Here is a 19,752-nt window from a genome sequence, read left to right as displayed (position 1 = left end):
ATCTCCCATTCATTTTTGCAGTGGATGAGGGGCACTTTTCCCACCCTCCGTTCGTCCACTGATTTCCTTGGCTGAGATAAGATTAACGTTAAAGTCAACTTTAAAGTCAATAGTCAGAGGGACTACCCGTGGAATACACGATTCAGCAGGTTTCAAAGATGACGGGAATTCCGTCCTCGACGCTCCTTTTCTACGATAAAGCCGGTCTTCTCCCATTCCTCAGCCGGGGAGCTTCAGGCTATCGGATGTTCTCGGATCTCGATCTGGGGTCAATTCAGATTATTCAATGCCTCAAAAAGACCGGACTCTCGATTGATCAGATCCGGCTCTTTACGGAATGGGTGCGGGAGGGAGATGCGACTCTTGAAAAGCGCCGCGAGCTCTTCAGGCAGCAGAAGAAAGAGATTGAAAACCGGATCAAAGCGCTTGAAGAAACACTCGATGTCGTCAACTACAAGTGCGCCTACTACGATGAAGCGATTGCCGCAGGAACTGAAAAAGTGGTCTTTGGCCGCGATCCCCTGCCGCATTCAGAGGAATTCATCCATGCAGGCGTAAAAGAAGAGGCCTGAAGCAGAATGCCTCAGACCTCTCATCACAGATGCCGCGGAGACCTGCCGGCATCTGTGCTTTTATTTAAGCCAATGATTACTTGGCAGCAGCCTTCTTTTCACGGATCGTGAACTTGTGGCACTGGTTGCAGACGAGCTGCGGCTTCTCCTGATCAGGCTTATGGCAATCCGTGCAGTTCACGTCACCAAGGTGGCTGTGATGCGGATTCGGGTCAAGATTTTCCGTCATCTTGGCGAGCTTCGAATAATCACCGTGGCAGGCCTTGCACTGCTCCTTCACGACGTATCCGTTCACGCTCTTCGGCCAGGCCGAACCGTGAATCTCAGCAAGCGTCTTATCAGCAGCGCCGGCCGACATGGAAAGGCTGAGGCCGAAAGCAACGGCAGCCAGGACAGCTAAAGCTTTAGTCATATCAAATTCTCCTCTATTCCTGTTTGTCTTTACGTCCGGGCATTACTTAGCCGCTTTGGCACGGGCGGCCATCTCACGGCCGGCAATACGGCCGAAGACCGTAGCGCCGCCCAGCTGGGCACCGCCGATGTAGTCGCGGAAGAAGAGGCCGCCAGCGGCATTGCCGGCTGCGTAGAGACCAGGAATGCTGTGGCCTTCAAGGGTCTGCACTTCGGCCTTCGTGTTGATCAGCGGACCGCCGAACGTAGCCGTCATACCGCCTTCATACGGAATGGCGAAGAACGGCGCCTTCGCGATCGGATGCGGCTGACGATAGGAGCAGGGAGGATTCATCTGCTTCAGGGTGCCATTCTTCAGGGCGTTGTTGTAGTCGTCAACGTCCTTCTTCAGCACGGCCGGATCAATGTTGATGTCCTTAGCCAGGGCTTCGATCGAATCAGCCTTGTAGTACTTGGTGTTCAGCAGCTCGAAGCGGTGCGTCATGTTGCCGATCACCTTGCAGTCGGCGTCAACAATAGCCCAGGCCTTGTTCTCGATCGTGTTCTGCGCGCAGGCCTTGGCCTTGATCACGTAGGTGTTCACCTCGTCGACGAAGCGCTTGCCGCGAAGGTCAACGATGATGCCATAGCCGGAGTTCAGAACTTCATTCGGGTTCACATGCGTTTCAGCAATGATCGGGCCCGCATGGAACTGATCCATGTTCACGAACTTCGCGTTCAGCGGGAGAGCGAGAGAAATATTCGCGCCCGTGGTAGAAAGAGAACCGCGGATAGCCAGGCGGGAAGCCCAGCCGCCGATGTACTTATCGACCATTTCAGGATTTGCGGAGAAGCCGCCCGTCGCGATCGTGACACCGCCCTTCGTGAAGAACTTCTTGCGGCCATCCGGAGCAACAGCTTCGACGCCGATCACGCGTTCGTGATCGTCCGTGATCAGTTTGTCCGCGCGATGCTGCCAGAGGAAAACGACACCGCGCTTCTTAGCGGCAGCGACGAGCATCTGTACCATCTGGGAGCCGCCGGTAATGCCCTTGCCGAGAATCGGGTTAATACGCCATTCACGGGGATACGGGGCTTTCTTCACCTTGCCGAATTCAATGCCGATGTTCTCTTCGAGCCAGTCGAGGCCGGAGGGAATATCGTTCGTATAGGTACGGGTCAGGGCGGGATCAGCTCTCCAGTTGGAGGTGACCATCATGGCCTTATAGAAATCCTCGGCCGTATCCTTGATGCCCTGACGGATCTGGCGCTTGGAGCCCCAGCCGCAGATATTGCCCAGAGCGTAAATGGCGTTGCCGTTCGGGCGGTCCATCTGCTCCAGAATAGCGACACGCTTCGCGCCGGAATCCACAGCGGTAATAGCGGCGATCAGACCGGCAGCACCGGCGCCGAGCACGATAGCGTCATAAGCGGCAGCAGACTTCGCGGCCTTTTTGTCTTCCTTCTTTGCTTTAGCAAAGGCGATTCCCGGGAATGCCGAAGCGGCGAATCCAGCCATGCCGGCCTTCAGAATCGTACGACGGGAGAGCTGAGTCATCTTTCTTTCTCCTTTTTATTGACTACCTTCAAAAGAAGTAGTTTTCCAGTTATGTTGGGTATTATCCGTCGATCAAACACGTACGTAGTTTGACCGACATCAGTGTTTAACCCAGCAAAACCTTAGAGAAAGAATTTAAAAGTTACATAAAATCAGGCAATTATTTTTTAGCCAGCGACTGCACCGCTCAGATGCAGACTCCTGACAAAAGACTAAGCACATCGACGCCGACACGCCGGCCGCTCTTAGAGCGGGAACGGTCTGTGGACGGCGCTGAGACCTCGGTTTCTGCTTTCCGGAGACTCACCGAGCCGTCAGGAGAAATAACGAATTCGACAGCGGAATCGCCGTTGGTGAGATGAAGAAAATCCCGGACTTCCTTCGGGATCGTGACCTGACCTTTGATCGTAAGACGGTTTGCCATTTTTGGCTCCTTTTTATCCGGTTTTGGCACCATGCCGGGTCCGGCAATATGGAACAAATCCAACCCGATCTATCCGCCATCTTCCTGATGGCCCGGGAGATCACCCGGCGCCCTGGATGCCTCGAGCCGCGCATCCAGGTTGCTGCATAAAAAAAGCTCCTCATGCATTACGTGAGGAGCTCTTGTCTTTCCCGCTCTATTGCCTCCGCTCGAGGAGACCTCATTCTCTCAATGCTCTGAGAGCCACCACCTTACCCGGGTAGGCAGGTTGGCGTGCGGTGTATTTAAACCGCAACTCGTAATGACACTTTAATTTTAGCGGATCCAGGATTAATTGCAATAATCCTGAATCCTCTCTGACAGATTACGGATTCGGATTCCGCTTCTTTCGGAAGCCGCCCCCGAGAAGTGCGCAGACCGGGCGGCGGGACGAAGGATTCCGATATCCGGTAAGCGCCCGGGCCGCATGCTGCGTCTCTTCTTTTTTCGGGGATGAAGACACAGCGCCAGTCTTTTCAATATAGGGATGATCAAAAAGCGGATCCTGAGGCGCGGGAGGCGGAGTATAGCGATACGCATGCGTCTCGTGACCACGCCTCTGACCGCGGTCAGAGGTCGAACGGCGGCGATCCTCGCGGGTCAGCTCAAGAGGCTTTCTCGCAAACTTCTGCTTTGTCAGCTTCTCAATCGCCTCAACAAGCTTCTCGTCGTTCTCGCCCGAAGCGAGAGAAATCGCGAGACCCTTGGCACCGGCTCGGCCCGTACGGCCAATACGATGCACATAGTCTTCCGCCGCGAACGGCACATCAAAGTTAATCACGAAGGGGAGCTCGGCGATATCAAGTCCGCGGGCCGCCACATCGGTAGCGACAAGCACATGCGTCGTGCCGTTCTTGAAATTTTCAAGTGCCTTCAGGCGTTCATCCTGAGTCTTATCACCGTGAATGGAGTCAGCCGGAATCCCGGCATTGACGAGAAGACGGGTAAGACGGCGGCAGGTCAGCTTGGCATTCACAAAAACCAGCACCTGGCGCATCGGACCGTTATCGTCACCATGATGGCGAAGGAGCTCAGTCAGGGCCTGAACCTTGCTCTCACCCTTCACTTCGTAGAGTTCCTGCGTGATCGTATCCGCCGTGGCGTTCTGGCGGGCAACTTCAACCAGCTGCGGGTCCTTCAGGAACTGGCTCGCGAGTTTCTTGATTTCAGGCGAGAACGTCGCCGAGAACATGAGGCTCTGAACCGATTTCGGAATCAGGTTGAGGATCCGGGAAATATCCGGCAGGAATCCCATATCGAGCATACGGTCGGCTTCATCGAGCACAACGATCTCAACCTGGGAGAGATTCACAGCCTTCTGCTCGATGTGATCAAGCAGACGTCCCGGAGTAGCAGTCAGCACCTCAATGCCGCGGCGAAGCATATCGCTCTGCGGGCGGATATCAACACCGCCATACACCACGCCGACCCGGAGTCCAGTCTTCGCCGCATAAGCAACGAGATTTTCATTCACCTGATCCGCGAGTTCGCGGGTCGGGGCAAGAATCAGGGCCCGGACGGGGTGTCGCGCAGGAGACGCGCTCGTATTCGCTTTCGGGAGAATCCGCTGCAGCATCGGCAGGCCGTAGCCCGCAGTCTTTCCCGTACCCGTCTGAGCGGCGCCCATGACGTCCCGTCCGGCAAGCACGAGAGGAATGGCCTTCGCCTGAATCGGGGTCGGGCTCACATAGCCCATTGCCTTGATAGCATCAAGGATCCGGGGATCAAGCTGGAAAGATGAAAAATCCTGCGATTCTGTCATAGTCAAAAGAACGGTACTGCCTCGCGAGTATGGAGTGGGAATCTTCGCTGCATCGGAACCGGAACATTCACTGACAAAATTAGAAGCCTGCGCTGAGGCTTCCCGATGCAAAAAACGTGACGATGGTAGGCCAGGTTGGACTTGAACCAACGACCAAGGGATTATGAGTCCCCTGCTCTAACCAACTGAGCTACTGGCCCGATGGTCTCCCGCGAACCCTGATGGGCCGGGGAGATCACAAAGAAAGCTATTGTACAGAAAATCAAGCGGCGGTGCGCTTATTCCTCGAAGTCCTTGTAGTCCTTCAGGCGCGCCTTCGCGGCATTGCTGCGCAGCTTTCTGAGGGCCGCAGATTCAATCTGACGGACACGCTCACGGGTAAGACCGAGGGCCTTGCCGACTTCTTCAAGCGTGTGATCGCGGTTAGATCCGATACCGTAACGGAGACGGATAACAGAGGCTTCGCGGGCCGTGAGATCGTCGAGAGAGCGAACGATTTCATCGCTCATCGCGGTCTCCATATAGCGGCGCTGCGGATCCGCATCATCCTCACCCCGGACGAAATCGAGTTTCGTCGCATCATCGTCATCGCCGATCGGCGCGTCGATAGATTCGACACCGCGCATCGCGTTCATCAGCAGATGAACCTTGGAGAGCGGCATATCGCCGAGCTTTGCAAGTTCAGAATCGCTCGGTGCCTTGCCGTCATGTGTCTGCAGATAACGCTGCTTGATTCGGCGAAGCTTGTTATAAGACTCGGTCATATGAACCGGGACTCGGATCGTCGCGCCATAATCCGCCACAGCGCGCGTAACCGACTGCTTCACCCACCAGGTTGCATAGGTGGAGAACTTGTAACCGCGGCGATATTCAAACTTATCGACCGCCTTCATGAGACCGAGATTGCCTTCCTGAATAAGGTCAGTCATGGCAAGACCGCGGTTCACATAGGATTTGGCGATCGAAATCACGAGTCGGAGGTTCACTTCGATCATCTTGCTCTTCGCCGCCGACAGGTTGCTCTGAGCGATCTTCACGGACTTGGCAAGCTCACGCTGCTCGGAAATGGTGATGCAGGAGGCCTTTTCTTCATTCCGAAGCTCTTCCTGCATAGCCATCAGCACCGCTTCCTGGCGCTCAACACGCTTTGAATAAGAAGCGCCCTGACGCACGATGGACGGGAACCAGTCAGGATCCGTCGCACGGTGATCAAAGTCCTTCAGGAACTTATCGATCGGAATGCCACAGTCATCAACCGCAAGGGCACGCATCCGGGAGAGCAGTTTATTCACTCCGGACACATGCTCAGTCACCTGATCGGAAAGAGAAGACACAATCTTGCCGGAGAAGCGGATCTGGGAGAGTCCCTTCACCACAGCGCGGCGCTCACGGTTATAGGCGGCGTGCTGCTCGGGATCCGGGAAATACTCCTTCACGAGCTTGTAGTGCTCCTCGCACTCGGTGATGATCGACACCACACGGTCCTTCATATCGGAAAGCTGTTCGGTCGTCATGCCGGCAGCTCCGATATCGCCGTTAGAGGCATCGCCTTCTGCAACCTCTTCCGCGCCTTCCGGCTCATTGAAGCCATCAGCGACGTTATCGATTGTCAGCTCACCGGACTGCAGCTGATCACGGATCTTGAGCAGGTTGTCCATCACGAAGGGGAAGCCAGCGAGCACCGACACGAGTTTCTGCGTGTAGGACTCAATCTGCTTCGCGACTTCGATTTCTTCTTCACGGGTCAGCAGCTTATGCGTACCGACACCGCGCAGATAGGCGCGGAGGGGATCACGGGAAAGACCTGCGCTCTCCTCAGGCGACAGCATTTCAGCGGCATCGTCTTCATCGATGTCGTCACGGCTGTCAGAGGTCACGGAGGCGAGAATGATGTCATCGCTGTCCGGGGCCTGCTCGAACACCTGAATACCCAGAATGGCAATCTGCTCGGAAATATCCGAAACCTGCTCTTCAGTCGACACAGCGCTCTCAGGCAGCAGATCGTTGATGTCCTCAACGGAAATCCAGCCTCTCTGGCGGCCAAGCTTCACGAGCGCCTTGTACCCCTTCGTCATTTCCTCAGACGGGGCTTCCCGGGAGCTCTTCTTGGCGCTTCTCTCAACTTCCTCGAGATCGATGTCCTCATCCGACAGGTCCTCTGCGGAGGAGTCGTCATCTCCCTCCATCAGGCTTTCCGGATCAAGGATTCCATCCTCGGAGTCAGAATCATCGTCAGAGACTTTAGCAACGGCCTTCTTCGGACGGCCGGGGCGCTTGGCACCCGTCGTCTTGGCAGTCTTCGCGGCAGCTGTCTTTGCCGCTGCCTTGCGCTTCTTTGCGGGCTTTTCCGCGGCTTCTTCGGTATCTGCCTCGGAAACCGTCTCAGCCTTTGCTTCAGAGACCTTCTGAACAGCTTTTGCCTCAGACTTACGGACGTGCTTCACCGCAGGCTTCTCAACCGGCTTCTCCGCAGGCTTTTCCACCGTTTCTTCGGCAGGCTGCACCGCGGAAGCCACAGCAGCCTGTACAGCCGCTTCAGCCTCAGGATTCACAATGCGCCGTCTTCTGCGCCGGATCACCACCACGGGCGGCTTAGGCGCCGAAGCAGCCGCAGAAAGCGTCTCAGACGCCGCGGGTTCGGCGGCCTTCGTCTCTTCAGTTTTATCTTGTAGCGTAGCCAATTGAAACATCCAGCATTTTTGTTCCGCCTGGAGGCGGAAATTCACGCCGCAGCGCCGGAGATCCGGCTTAGCCGGCTCACGGGGCAGCGTAAAAATGAAATTTTTCTGCTCCTGCACAACTCAGGAGCTGTAATTGTCGAAAGGGAGTGACAGCATAAACTAAGAGCGAAATCTCTGCGACCGTATCCGCCCCGTTTCTATCCTGATTGACAAATCAGAATAAAAATGAATGTCCTGCTTTCACCCCGCTTTCCGGGGAATTCCGCCTGAGTAGGCGGTCTGCTACTTTTTATCCTCTCCGTCGATGAAGCTCTTCAGCTTATCGGAACGTGAGGGGTGGCGCAGCTTGCGGAGAGCCTTTGCTTCAATCTGGCGGATCCGTTCGCGGGTCACATCGAACTGCTTTCCAACTTCTTCGAGCGTGTGGTCACTCGACATCTCGATACCAAAACGCATCCGAAGCACCTTCGCTTCACGCGGAGTCAGGCTGTCAAGAACCTGCTTGATCGCTTCTTCGAGGTTCTCATTCTGAGCGGCTTCCGCCGGCGCTTCAGTTTCCGTATCCTCTAGGAAGTCTCCGAGATGCGAATCCTCATCATCACCGATCGGAGTTTCCATCGAAATCGGCTCTTTCGCAATCTTCAGAATCCGGCGGATCTTGTCCTCCGGAATCTGCATCTTTTCAGCGAGCTCTGAAGGATCCGGCTCCTGACCGGTTTCCTGAAGCACCTGACGCGTGATGCGGTTCATCTTATTGATCGTCTCGATCATATGCACCGGGATGCGGATAGTACGTGCCTGGTCCGCAATAGAACGGGTGATCGCCTGACGGATCCACCAGGTGGCATAGGTCGAGAACTTGTAGCCGCGGCGGTACTCAAATTTATCAACCGCCTTCATGAGACCGACGTTGCCTTCCTGAATCAGATCGAGGAACTGCAGTCCGCGGTTCGTGTACTTCTTCGCGATCGAGATCACAAGTCGAAGGTTGGCCTCCGTCATCTCCTTCTTCGCGTTCCGGGCTTTTGCCTCGCCGGTCGCCATCTGCTTATAGATGTCGCGGAGATCCTGGATCGGCAGCAGTGCTTCCACTTCCATATCAATCAGACGCTGCTGCAGCTGCTCGATTGCCGGAAGATTGCGGCGGAACACGGGAACGAAGGGCTTACCGGATTCCAGCAGACGCTTGCCCCAGTTGAGATCCGTCTCATGCTTCATAAAGTCAGAGAGGAAGAAATTGAGGTCGATGCCGGAACGGTCAACGGCCAGTCCCTTGATCTCTTTCTCAATATCGCGGATCTGTTCAATCGTCTTACGGAGCGTTCCGCAGAGGCGATCGACAGCCTTAGCCGTGAATCGGACCTGAGAGAGTTCCTTGCGGATCTCTTCCTGCTTCTCAATAAAAGCCGGAGAGCGGGAACGGTCACGCTCATAAATCGCCTTGATCTCTTCAAACTGCTTGCCGACGCGGTCAAAAATCTTCAGAACGCGTTCCTTCAGTTCTTCAAGCTGCCCCGCCGTCATACCGGAAGCGCCGATATCAGCGAAGTCGTCCTTCTTCTCGTTCTCAGGATCGTTGATGCCGTCAACGACTTCATCAATCGAGAGCGTGCCTTCGCGAATACGCTTGGCATCTGCGAGAATCTCGCGGATGGTCGTCGGGCTCGTGGAAATAGCGGTCACCATATGCCCGAGACCGTCTTCAATCCGGCGGGCAATAGCGATTTCACCTTCACGCGTGAGCAGTTCGACAGAACCCATTTCGCGCATGTACATGCGGACCGGATCCGTCGTGCGGCCGAATTCTCCGTCCATTGAAGAGAGGGCGGCATCGGCTTCATCATCACTATCCGAATCCGTGACGGCGTTATCGTTCAGGAGCATCGACTCCGCGTCCGGTGCCTGGTCGTAGACCTGAATATTCAGGTCAGAGAGGGTAGCCACCACCTGATCGATATCGTCCTGCTCCACCATGGTCTCAGGCAGATAGTCGTTCAGCTCAGCGTACGTCAGATACCCGCGGTCACGGCCAAGCTTGATCAGGGCGCGCCACTTGGTCTGACGCTCTTCCGCGCCTTCTTCCTTCGCGTGATAGGACTTTGCGATAGCTTCCTTCATCGCCTTTTCGCGGGCGAGCTTGGAAGCACCGCGGCCGCGGCGGCGCTTAGGCTGCTTGGTGAGCGCCTCTTCGGCAATTCTCACGGCCTCATCATCATCCGAATTCTCGTCATCGCTGTCGACACCAACGACATCGTCATCCGAACCGTCAGCGTCATCAGCCTTTCCGGATTTCTTCGCAGCCTTGGATTTCGTCTTGGTCTTTGTCTTTGACTTTTTGGGAGCAGCGGCCTTCTTCTCAGTTTCTGATGGCTGAGCGTCACCGGCAACTTCAGCAGAAGCCGCCTTGAACTCTTCCTCGGAAATGAGGAACACCCACTCATCAGCAGCCGCTTCCGGCGCTTTTCCTTCAGGCTTCATCTGTTTCAGTTCAGCTTCGGGAATCAGGTAGACGACTTCAGGCTGCACAGCCTGAGCCGCTTTGCCTTTCTGAGTGGTTTTAGACGACTTTTTGTTAGTTGCCATTTCTGTTCCAATGTTTTTTCAAGGCAAGCGCAGCCTCACGGGTTCCCGCGGTGAGAGCCATTCCGGCACTGCAGCTTTTAGCGGCGGGTATTCCTGCAACAGTCACATCAATACCCTGAATCCAGATATCTGGCCTCTGTGATAATGGGAAACACTGATCCGGCAAGAGCCGAATTCCTCTCATCGGTTTCCCTGCGGCACAGGATCTATCTGGAAAGTCAATGTGTTACTGACGCCTCCGACTGGTATGTGTCTCCTGGGCGCCCCCGTACAAAAGTGCAGAACGTTCTGCCTTTCTGCGGGCCTAGTTGATCAAAATGATAGCACAGACCACTTGACAAGTCTCGAAATCTCGAGTATTAACCCTGACCCGGCATCGGAACGTCCTCCGAGGCCGCCTGCTTGAGCGCAGTGCCCAGCTGCTTCAGACGTGTCTGCAGACCGTTGTAAAGCTCAGCATCAAACACTTCCGCTGAAGCCACCTCATCCAGCCGGAATCTCACCTCATCAAGCGCTATTTTCAGAAAAGCGGTGCGGATTTCCCGCCGCGCGACGTCTTTCGGAGTTCCGACCGACATTTCCTCTGAAGCAATCTTGCTGTACTCATCGCTGTACTGGCTTCCGGCCAGAAGCTGAACCAAAGTGCCAGTGGTGAGAGAGTCGACCGAACCGCCCTCCTCCTGATCCTCACCGCCCATCGCAGCGCGCCAGGCTTCAAGAATCTTCTGATCACCGGCCAGATGGCTCCCGGTCATATGTTCCTCAATATCAGCCTGAAACTCTTTGAAAAGACTGGGCCACGCGAAAAACGAACGAAGCATGCGATCCCGGAGATCCAGAACAGGAAGAGCTCCTCCTGCCATTGGGCGCCCGTTATTACCCACGCCGCGGCCTCTCACCGGGAAAAAATTCCTCCGGCGCTCTGCCGGCGCGCTCTTCGCCGCAGCGGCAAAGGGAATACCGATGAGGCTGCAGATTTCCGCGGGTTCCATCCGGACGACAAGACCGATGCTGCCGATCAGCTGCTGACGCAGAACCGGCGCTTCTTTCATCGAGAGAAGGAGCGGTTTTGCCTCCGCGAGAAACTGGGATCGGCCTTCAGGAGTCCCCATAGACTTTCCGGCTTTCAGCGAATCGATAAAGAACGTGGAAAGCGGGAACGAGTGCTGGATTTCGCGCTCATACGCCTCAGACCCTTCAGCCTTAATAAGACTGTCAGGGTCATGTTCAGGAGGAAGGAGAATAAATCTCGCTTCCTGAGTATCTGTAATAACAGGGAGCGCCTGCTCTAGAGCCCGCCTTGCCGCGTGACGCCCGGCATCATCACCATCAAAGGAGAAGATTATCTGGGGCACAATTTTGAAGAGCTTCCGGATATGCGCTTCGCCGATTGCCGTGCCAAGTGCCGCCACAGCTTCGCCAAACCCAGCCTGCGAAAGCTGAATCACGTCCATATAGCCTTCGCACACAATAGCGCGGCCAGCCTTGCGGATCGCTTCCCGGCCTTCCCAAAGACCGTAGACTTCCTGCCCCTTCTTGAAGATATCGGTTTCCGGACTGTTCAGATACTTCGGCTCTCCTTTCCCGATCACCCGGGCGCCGAAACCAATCACCTGCCCTCTCGGATTGCGGATCGGGAACATCACTCGGCCGCGGAAACGATCATAGCGATGGCCGTCCTTCGTGATCACAAGGCCGCAGTCCTCAAGTGCTTTTGAGCTGTATTTCTCGCCGAAAACCGCTTCGAGAGCCTGCCAGTTATCCGGTGAATAGCCAAGACCGAATTTCTGTCTCGTCGCCTCACTGATCTGACGCTCTTTCAGATAGGAGAGACCAATCTGGGACTTCGCAAGCTCCGCAATATAGAAGTTCTGCGCTTTCAGCATCAGATCGGACAGCGACTCGCTTCTTTCACGGCGCTTTCTTTCACCGCGCTCTTCCGGCACGGGAAGACCAACGCTCTGCGCAAGTTCCCGGATTGCCTCCGGGTAGGTGATGCCCTTGTACTGCATAAGAAAGCCCACAGCGTTGCCATGCGCTCCGCAGCCGAAACACTTGAAGAACTGCTTATTCTGGTTAACTGAAAAGGATCCTGTTTTCTCATGGTGGAAAGGACAGAGTCCAAACCAGTTGATCCCCTTCTTCTTCAGGCTCACATACGGGGAAACGACATCGACAATATCCACCCGATCCAGGAGGTCTTTGATAAACGACTCAGGAATCATCACGGATCCTTTGAAAATTCGGCTAAGGTCTGATTACAGTACACAGATTACAAAAAAACGAAACGCCCGGATGAACCAACGGTCTCCGGGCGTTCTTTTTTCTCGCTCACGGGTGGAAACACCTCCTTTACCCGGAGCAACTCAATGCGTTAATGGATGATTGAGGGCCGCGAACCGCGGCCCGCCAAATTCTTCTTGTTATTTCTGGAGCAGCTTCGCGCGGATCGCAGCAGAGACCTTGCTCATATCTGCGCGCCCCGTAAGCTTGGGCTTGACGAGGCCCATCACTTTGCCCATCGCGGCCATACCGGAAACGCCGGCGTTCGCGATAGCTTCATCAATCACCTGATTGATTTCTTCTTCTGAGAGCGGCTTCGGGAGATAAGCGGTGAACACATCGATTTCACTCTGCTCCTTGGCTGCCAGATCTTCACGTCCGCCCTTGCGGTACTGCTCGATCGAGTCGTGGCGCTCCTTCACTGCCTTCGCAATGATGGCGGTGATGACGGAGTCATCAGCCGTAATGCGCTCATCAACCTCTTTCTGCTTCACCGAGGACCAAAGCATGCGGATTGCACTCAGCTTGGCAGCATCGTGCGCACGCATGGCATCTTTCATATCGGACTGGATCTGTTCTCTAAGAGTCATCTTTATTTGACCTGAAACAACAGCTGGCGGCTCATGTAAATGAGCCTGTCATCATCACTAAAAAAGAATTAGTACAGCTTCTTCGGCAGCATCATGCTGCGCAGACGCTTGTAGTGACGCTTGATGGCGGCAGCCTTCTTGCGCTTGCGCTCAGCGGTCGGCTTCTCGTAGAACTCACGGGCACGGAGCTCGGTGAGGAGGCCGGACTTTTCGATGGTGCGCTTGAAGCGGCGAAGGGCAACTTCAAAGGGTTCGTTTTCTTTAACGCGAATGGTAGGCATTGAGTAAAACCTTGATTAAAAAAGGGAAGTGTGTTTTCCCGAAAAGTTAAAAACACTGTTTCGCAATTCAGACAAAAGTTTGAATAGAAACAGCAAGTCTTGGATTATCTCATAAATAGAAACGTTTGTATAGTGAATGGGATTTTCCCTTCCTTCCGGAATCCCGCGGGCACCCCTTCCCTGTTCCTCAGCCCGGCCTCTTGCCGTCTGAGGTAAATTAGCTCACCAACTCTTCACTAAAATAAGCGTCATGCTAATTCTTGGTATTGAATCCTCCTGCGATGAAACAGGCACTGCCCTCATCGATTCGGAGAAGGGGCTGCTTGCCCATCGCATCCATACGCAGATCGACATGCACCGCGCCTATGGCGGTGTTGTGCCTGAACTTGCCAGCCGTGACCATATTCGCCGCGTTCTCGCACTGACTGATGAAGTGCTGGAAGAAGCGGGAAAGACCCGCTCTGACCTCGGCGCTATTGCCGTAACCGAGGGGCCTGGTCTTGCGGGAGCCCTGCTCGTCGGTATCTCAGTGGCTCACGCGATCGGCTACGCGCTCGGCATCCCCGTGATCGGTGTCCATCATCTCGAAGGGCACCTCCTCGCCTCGCTCCTCGCGGATCCCGCTCCCCGTTTCCCCTTTGTCGCTCTGCTGGTGTCGGGCGGCCATACACAATTCATGCGTGTGCAGAAGTTCGGAAGCTACGAGCTCCTTGGTGAAACGCTGGATGACGCTGCCGGCGAAGCGTTTGATAAAACCGCTCAGCTTCTCGGCATGTGCTACCCGGGCGGTCCCGGAGTCTCCGCTCTTGCTGAAAAAGGCGTGTCAGGAGCGATCGAGCTTCCTCGCCCCATGATGCATTCACCGGATCTCAATATGAGTTTCTCCGGTCTTAAGACCGCTGTGCTGAATGCTGTCACAAAGGCTCCGAACCCTGAGGATCCTCAGTTCCGCGCCAACGTGGCCCGCGCATTTGTGGATGCCGTCACCGACGTGCTTGCCGCCAAGGCCGTTCGCGCGCTGAAAAAGACCCGGCTCAACTCTCTCGTCGTCGCCGGCGGCGTGAGCGCCAATAAACAGCTTCGCGCCCGCCTGACTCAGGAAGTGGAAAAGCGTCACGGGAAGATCTTCTTCCCGCCCCTCTCGCTCTGCACGGATAACGGCGCCATGATCGCTATTGCGGGCCTTAAGCGGCTCCAGGCGATGACACCTGAAGAACTCGACGCATGCAGAAAACGCTGGTCATTCTCCGCCAAACCTCGGTGGACATTGACTGAAGCCGCTCATCCTGATCAGACCGCCTGATTGGCTGTTACGCGTAAGAAAAAGGGAAGGCAAAGAGCCTTCCCTTTTTTATCCCTTCTTCTGAAGGATTATTCATCTTTCGGATTCGCCACATCCACGGGCGTCGCGCCCAGCACATCCACCAGAACGCTGCCCGCCATCTCAGCCACGACGCCGCGCCGGCCGCCATTGATATAAATTACCGGAAGTTCAGACACCGTTCTCTGGACATAGATCGGCATTCTCTTTCGGGTTCCGAAGGGGCTCGTGCCCCCGACAAAATAGCCCGAATTTCTCTGTGCCTGTTCTGGCGTGCATGGAGCAATATGTTTTCTTCCCACCTGACGGGCGAGATTCTTCGTGGAAACCTCGCAGTCGCCATGCATCAGAATCACGAGCGGCTCGGCGTTTTCGTCCTCCATGATGAGCGTCTTGATCATCACGTGATTATCGATTCCCAGTTCCTTGGCACCCTGGGTTGTACCGCCGTGCGGAACGAAGTCATACGTATGGAGCTTGAAATTGACTTTGTGCGCCTTAAGCCAGTCGGTTGCGGGCGTCGCGCTCACATGCTTCTCTTTTGCCATCTTTTCCTTCCTGCTTGCGTGTTATTTCAGGCCGGGGCGGGAACCCAAAGCGCCTTCCCCGCTAGTACCACCAGCGGACAGGGGGCGATTTCTCAAGTTCCCGAAGATCCCCGCAGATCCAGAGTCCGTCATTATGGCGCGGTCCCGCCTCTAAGGCGACATCTTCAATCCGGTAAGTGGGAATCAGCGGAAAAAGCGGGTTAAGCGCCACAGCATCCATGACGGCTACCGGCGAAAACCCCAGATCTCCTGCCGCCGCGGTCTCACTGAAGGGAATCCGGGAAACTGCGCGGAGCACTTCCTGAACGGCCTCGGGAAGCGAAAGAATCACGGGTTCCGAAAACCATTTTTCGGGCGCCAGAGTCTCTGGCTCGTCCAGGTAGATCCGAAGAGCTTCCGCTGCCTCTGCCCCCCGGCTTCCCCGCGGCGGAAGAGCGCTCTCAATGTCATCAGCCGCTTCCCTTCGGAGAGCGCTGATTGAAAGGAGACCGCCCGCCGCATCGGACCGGATCACAAACACCGCGCGGCGCCACAGGATTTTCTCCTGATACACCGCCTCCGTCATTCGGTGCGGCCCTTCGCAGCGAGCGCCGCGTCCACATCCTTCTGCCAGAGCCCCTTCGGGAGCGGGAACGCCATATTTTCCTTGACGCCTTCGAGCGGCACGATTTCCGTTTCGGCGAGTCCCTTCAGCCGTTCAACGAGTTCCGCGACGAGCGGCTCCGGGGCCGACGCTCCGGCTGTCACGCCGACGCGGTGACGGCCGCTGAGCCAGGCCGGATCCACGTCTTCCGCTGTATCAACGAGGTACGCCGGCACGTGATAGCGTTCCGCCACTTCTCTGAGGCGGTTTGAGTTGGAACTCGTGGAGCTTCCGATCACAAGCACGATATCCACGTGCTGCGCGAGCTCTTTCACGGCATCCTGGCGGTTCTGCGTGGCGTAGCAGATATCCGCTTTCTTCGGCTGGACGATGTGCGGGAAGCGCTTCTTCAGCGTCTCCGCGAGATGCTGAGAGTCATCAAGCGAAAGCGTGGTCTGGGTCACGTAGGCCACTTTTTCAGGATCCGGTACCTGAAGCGCCTCAACGTCCGCCTCATCTTCCACAACGAGAATGCCATCCTCAACCTGCCCCACGGTCCCTTCAACTTCAGGGTGACCCTTATGCCCTATCATCACGACCGTATAGCCGGCATCCCGCATCCGCGCGACCTCGCGATGCACCTTGGTGACAAGGGGACACGTGGCATCGAACACACGGAAACCGCGTCTCGCGGCCTCCTCTTCCACCGATTTCGGGACACCGTGCGCCGAGAAGACAAGCGTCGCCCCGTCCGGCACCTCAGAGAGATCATCAATAAAGATCGCTCCGCGGCTCCTCAGGTTTTCCACCACGGTCCGGTTATGGACAATCTCATGACGCACATAGATCGGGCGGCCGTAAACGAGCAGCGCCCGCTCAACAATCGCGATGGCCCGATCGACGCCCGCGCAGAACCCGCGGGGCTGGGCGAGATAGATTTTCAGAGGGGTTCTCTTGGTATTCGGTTCGGACAAGCTGGCCTCCAGGCGGTATCAGAAAAAAAAGCGGGACGGTTTCCAACACAGATTTCCGCGACTTACGTATAATGCACGACTGCGCCAAAAATTTTCGCCTTTTTGGAAAACACTGCAAGCCTTCATTTTCAGGTGAAGAGCGAGAAGTATTTGTAATTTTTTCCTTTTGATTGGCGAAAACTAAATTTTTGACGTAGAATAATTGTTTTCACAGCGCCAGTGCGTGCGAGATGCCCTGTTACGTCAGCACCCGGCGTTTTTTGATAATTTTAACTGGAGATAGCGATGGCACGAGTGTGTCAAGTCACCGGCAAGGCGCCGATGGTCGGCCATACCGTCTCGCACGCGAACAACAAAACTAAGCGTCGCTTCATGCCCAACCTGCAGTACCGCCGTTTTTGGGTCGAGAGCGAGAACCGTTGGGTCCGCCTGCGTTTGACGACAGCAGGTCTGCGTATGGTTGACAAGGTTGGTATTGATGCGGTTTTAGCGGATCTCCGCGCCCGCGGTGAAATTTAATTAGGAGGTTCACCATGGCAAAGGGAGCTCGCGAAAAGATCAAGCTGGAGTCGACTGCTGGTACGGGTCACTTCTACACGACCACCAAGAACAAGCGCACGACGACTGGCAAACTGGAATTCAACAAGTATGATCCGGTAGCCCGTAAGCATGTGGTTTACAAGGAAACGAAGCTCAAGTAATTGAGGTTCATTCCTTTATGAAGCTGAATCTTCGGATTCAGCTTTTTTATTGCCTGAAAGACTTAAAAGAAGAGCCGGCAGGAATTTCCTGCCGGCTCTTCTTTTTTATCAGTGGAAGGTAAGCGCCCCAGGAGCGCTCTCCCTCCCTCCGATTTATTCGGCTTTCTGTTCTTCTGAAACCGGCGCGGCCGTTTCTGTCACCTCAGCCTTCACGCTTTCCGTTTCTTCGGACGGCGCTTCGGCTTCCGGCGCGGGTTTTCTGCGGCGGGGAGCATCAGGATCGCGCTCAAGCACAGCGCCGAAGAATCCATCCGTTCCCGTCACCTGGGGCAGCATCACAAACCATGGGCCAAAGCGGTCCTTCACTTCAGCGGGAACCTTGACACCCTGTCCCTCAAGCACCTCAGAGGCGTTCAGCAGGTGGAACTCGGGGTGCGCGGCAAGGAACGCCTCCACCACAGCCTGATTCTCTTCCTTCAGCACGGAGCACGTCGCGTAAACGAGACGGCCGCCGGCCTTCACAAGGCGGGATGCGGATTCAAGCACCGACTTCTGAATCTCGTTGATCCGGTGCAGCTCATCCTCGGAAAGACGCCAGCGAAGATCCGGATTCCGGCGAAGCGTCCCCGTGCCGGTGCAGGGAGCGTCAATCAGCACGCGGTCAAACTTCCGGAGAAGACGGCCGAGACGCTTATCGTGCTCATCGCGGATCGCGATCGGATGCACATTCGTGAGCCCCGAGCGGCGGAGACGGGGCACCATGCCCTGGAGCCGCTTTTCATTCACGTCAAAAGCGTAGAGGCTGCCGCCGGAACGCATGAGAGCGCCGATCGCAAGCGTCTTGCCGCCGGCACCGGCGCAGAAATCGCACACCATCTCACGGCGCTTCGGCGCGACGAGCCGCGCGATCAGCTGGCTGCCTTCGTCCTGAACATCAATCACGCCGTCCTGATAGAGCGGCCAGTGCGTGATGCCGGGTTTATCAAGGAAGCGGATGCCATCAGGAGAAATCGGTGTCGCCACGACTTTCTTCCCTTCATCCTTCAGCTGCTCAAGTACCTCATCACGCTTCCCCTTCAGGAGGTTCACGCGGATATCAAGCGGAGCGCCGGTCGCGATTTCCTTGAAAAAGAGGTCGTGATCCGGATACTGACTGCGGACGCGTTCATAAAGCCACCCGGGGAGTTCGGCGCGGGTCGCGGGATCCGCGTCAGAGTCCTTCTTATCGAGAATCGCTTCAAGCGCCTTGCGGTCGTTTCCGACATCGCGGCTGTCAAGAGCTTCCATCCCGTAGAGCGACGCGAGCGTCACAAGAGCCGCGAGCCTCGGAGACCGCTCAGGCACCGCAGGCGCCATTCTCCAGCGGATGCCAGCGAGATGACGGAGCGCGGCGTACACCGCTTCGGCGACAAAGCCGCGGTCCCGGGAACCGAGCTCGTGGTTACGCTTGAAGTAGACAGAGAGCAGGACATCCGCCGGACCGTCCAGCTTCAGCACCATGCGCAGCGCCTGCGCGAGGTGATTCACGAGATAGGAAGGGATCGTGTTCGGATCCTGTTCGCGGACCCGTCTTTCAGACTGCCGCTGCGGGCGGCGGGGAGAGGAGGAAGCGGGACGGCTGAAGCGCTTCCGCTGTTCTTTTTTCGGCATAGTAAATAAAGACCCGCTTTCACGGGGCCTTCATCTGGACGCGGGGCAGCACAACGGCTCCTGCGCGTCCGAAGAGTAATCAAGAGTTAGAGCTCGTTTGAGAAAACAGCGAGCGACCGGGCGGTTTCGTCATCCATCACAGCCTTTCCGTCCACCAGCTTCACGCGATCCTCAAGGACTGCGCGGCAGACCTTCGGGTAGATCACGTGCTCAAGCTTCAGACCGCGCGCGGCAAGAGTATCAGGCGTATCACTCGGCAACACGGGCACCACGGCCTGGCCGATGATCGCGCCGCCATCAAGCGCCGCTGACACAAAGTGAACGGTGGAACCATGCACCCGGACCCCCGCTTCAAGCGCACGTTCATGGGTGTTCAGTCCCTTGAAAAGCGGCAGAAGCGCGGGATGAATATTGAGAATCCGGCCTTCGCGCGGCTTCACGAACTTTTCCGTGAGAATGCGCATGAAGCCCGCCAGCACGATGAGGTCGGGGTTATAGCGGTCAACGACCCGCCCCAGTTCCTCTTCGAAGGACTCGCGGTCGGGGTAGAGCGTGTGATCCACAGCAATCGCGTCGATTCCCTCGCGTCGGGCCGTTTCAAGACCTTTCGCGAGCGGACGGTTAGAGATCACGGCGGCGATCCGGGCAGGAACCGCGCTCTCCCACTGTTCGGCGCGGGAGGCTTCGAGAATAGCCTCGAAGTTCGAGCCGCGTCCGGAAATCAGGATGACGATATTTTTCATAATCCCGCTATTTTACAGAACAAGAGGCCTGAAAAGTCACGACTCCCCCTATGGTAAGTCCCGCCATCC

Annotated in this window: 18 protein-coding genes, 1 tRNA gene and 1 riboswitch; of the genes, 4 read left to right on the top strand and 15 right to left on the bottom strand. The window is 56.1% G+C overall.

Annotated elements, in window-relative coordinates:
• Nucleotides 1-128: 128 nt before the first annotated feature.
• On the top strand, nt 129-572 hold the full coding sequence (locus tag M4NBBH2_RS05370) for a MerR family transcriptional regulator (protein ID WP_202973733.1): 444 nt from the start codon (nt 129-131) through the stop codon (nt 570-572).
• A 76-nt stretch (nt 573-648) separates the two neighbouring features.
• On the opposite strand, the gene M4NBBH2_RS05365 is transcribed toward M4NBBH2_RS05370, so the two are convergent.
• The 10 genes from M4NBBH2_RS05365 to rpsU form a co-directional block, all read right to left on the bottom strand.
• Nucleotides 649-984 carry a cytochrome c3 family protein gene (locus M4NBBH2_RS05365; RefSeq protein ID WP_116270008.1) on the bottom strand — a complete coding sequence of 112 codons (336 nt, stop codon included), beginning with the start codon at nt 982-984 and terminating at the stop codon, nt 649-651.
• Between the two features lie 42 nt (nt 985-1,026).
• Nucleotides 1,027-2,520, bottom strand: a complete 1,494-nt coding sequence (locus M4NBBH2_RS05360; RefSeq protein WP_116270007.1) for an FAD-dependent oxidoreductase — start codon at nt 2,518-2,520, stop codon at nt 1,027-1,029.
• Nucleotides 2,521-2,707: 187 nt separating this feature from the next.
• The gene (locus M4NBBH2_RS05355; RefSeq protein ID WP_116270006.1) at nt 2,708-2,944 is read right to left on the bottom strand and encodes an AbrB/MazE/SpoVT family DNA-binding domain-containing protein; all 237 of its coding nucleotides are present in this window, start codon (nt 2,942-2,944) and stop codon (nt 2,708-2,710) included.
• A gap of 185 nt (nt 2,945-3,129) precedes the next feature.
• Nucleotides 3,130-3,254, bottom strand: a riboswitch (SAM-I-IV-variant riboswitch).
• Between the two features lie 54 nt (nt 3,255-3,308).
• Complete coding sequence (locus M4NBBH2_RS05350) at nt 3,309-4,745, bottom strand: DEAD/DEAH box helicase (RefSeq protein WP_116270005.1); 1,437 nt, start codon at nt 4,743-4,745, stop codon at nt 3,309-3,311.
• A gap of 123 nt (nt 4,746-4,868) precedes the next feature.
• Nucleotides 4,869-4,945, bottom strand: a tRNA-Ile gene (locus M4NBBH2_RS05345).
• 78 nt (nt 4,946-5,023) lie between these two features.
• Nucleotides 5,024-7,426: a sigma-70 family RNA polymerase sigma factor gene (locus M4NBBH2_RS05340; RefSeq protein ID WP_238691376.1), complete on the bottom strand. Its 2,403-nt coding sequence runs from the start codon at nt 7,424-7,426 to the stop codon at nt 5,024-5,026.
• Nucleotides 7,427-7,708: 282 nt separating this feature from the next.
• The gene (gene rpoD / locus M4NBBH2_RS05335) at nt 7,709-9,904 is read right to left on the bottom strand and encodes an RNA polymerase sigma factor RpoD (RefSeq protein ID WP_370685244.1); all 2,196 of its coding nucleotides are present in this window, start codon (nt 9,902-9,904) and stop codon (nt 7,709-7,711) included.
• A 464-nt stretch (nt 9,905-10,368) separates the two neighbouring features.
• Nucleotides 10,369-12,234 (bottom strand): DNA primase, encoded by a 1,866-nt coding sequence (gene dnaG / locus M4NBBH2_RS05330; protein WP_116270003.1) that lies wholly within the window; start codon nt 12,232-12,234, stop codon nt 10,369-10,371.
• Between the two features lie 198 nt (nt 12,235-12,432).
• Nucleotides 12,433-12,882 carry a GatB/YqeY domain-containing protein gene (locus tag M4NBBH2_RS05325; protein WP_116270002.1) on the bottom strand — a complete coding sequence of 150 codons (450 nt, stop codon included), beginning with the start codon at nt 12,880-12,882 and terminating at the stop codon, nt 12,433-12,435.
• Between the two features lie 68 nt (nt 12,883-12,950).
• The gene (gene rpsU / locus M4NBBH2_RS05320) at nt 12,951-13,163 is read right to left on the bottom strand and encodes a 30S ribosomal protein S21 (protein WP_008811706.1); all 213 of its coding nucleotides are present in this window, start codon (nt 13,161-13,163) and stop codon (nt 12,951-12,953) included.
• Between the two features lie 250 nt (nt 13,164-13,413).
• Between rpsU and tsaD the strand changes: the two genes are divergently transcribed.
• On the top strand, nt 13,414-14,466 hold the full coding sequence (tsaD, locus tag M4NBBH2_RS05315) for a tRNA (adenosine(37)-N6)-threonylcarbamoyltransferase complex transferase subunit TsaD (protein WP_116270001.1): 1,053 nt from the start codon (nt 13,414-13,416) through the stop codon (nt 14,464-14,466).
• 68 nt (nt 14,467-14,534) lie between these two features.
• Here tsaD and M4NBBH2_RS05310 read toward each other — a convergent pair whose 3' ends face one another.
• The 3 genes from M4NBBH2_RS05310 to ispH form a co-directional block, all read right to left on the bottom strand.
• Nucleotides 14,535-15,032, bottom strand: coding sequence for an aminoacyl-tRNA deacylase (locus M4NBBH2_RS05310; protein WP_022444111.1), 498 nt, complete (start codon nt 15,030-15,032; stop codon nt 14,535-14,537).
• A gap of 61 nt (nt 15,033-15,093) precedes the next feature.
• Nucleotides 15,094-15,597, bottom strand: coding sequence for a hypothetical protein (locus M4NBBH2_RS05305; protein ID WP_116270000.1), 504 nt, complete (start codon nt 15,595-15,597; stop codon nt 15,094-15,096).
• Nucleotides 15,594-16,559, bottom strand: a complete 966-nt coding sequence (ispH, locus tag M4NBBH2_RS05300; protein ID WP_049686476.1) for a 4-hydroxy-3-methylbut-2-enyl diphosphate reductase — start codon at nt 16,557-16,559, stop codon at nt 15,594-15,596. The genes M4NBBH2_RS05305 and ispH overlap by 4 nt, the downstream gene beginning before the upstream one ends.
• A gap of 315 nt (nt 16,560-16,874) precedes the next feature.
• On the opposite strand from ispH, the gene rpmB reads away from it, so the two are divergent.
• Both rpmB and rpmG read left to right on the top strand, forming a co-directional pair.
• Complete coding sequence (rpmB, locus tag M4NBBH2_RS05295) at nt 16,875-17,108, top strand: 50S ribosomal protein L28 (protein ID WP_116269999.1); 234 nt, start codon at nt 16,875-16,877, stop codon at nt 17,106-17,108.
• A 14-nt stretch (nt 17,109-17,122) separates the two neighbouring features.
• Nucleotides 17,123-17,290, top strand: coding sequence for a 50S ribosomal protein L33 (gene rpmG, locus M4NBBH2_RS05290; RefSeq protein ID WP_022444107.1), 168 nt, complete (start codon nt 17,123-17,125; stop codon nt 17,288-17,290).
• Between the two features lie 153 nt (nt 17,291-17,443).
• Here rpmG and M4NBBH2_RS05285 read toward each other — a convergent pair whose 3' ends face one another.
• Entirely contained in the window at nt 17,444-18,940 is a 1,497-nt protein-coding gene (locus M4NBBH2_RS05285; protein WP_116269998.1) for an RsmB/NOP family class I SAM-dependent RNA methyltransferase, read from the bottom strand.
• 86 nt (nt 18,941-19,026) lie between these two features.
• Complete coding sequence (gene purN, locus M4NBBH2_RS05280; protein WP_022444105.1) at nt 19,027-19,683, bottom strand: phosphoribosylglycinamide formyltransferase; 657 nt, start codon at nt 19,681-19,683, stop codon at nt 19,027-19,029.
• Nucleotides 19,684-19,752 lie beyond the last annotated feature (69 nt).

The organism is Mesosutterella multiformis, from assembly GCF_003402575.1.
Lineage (GTDB): Bacteria > Pseudomonadota > Gammaproteobacteria > Burkholderiales > Burkholderiaceae_F > Mesosutterella > Mesosutterella multiformis.
The sequence above is the reverse complement of the archived record's forward strand: the minus strand, read 5'-3'. Positions and strand labels throughout refer to the sequence as shown.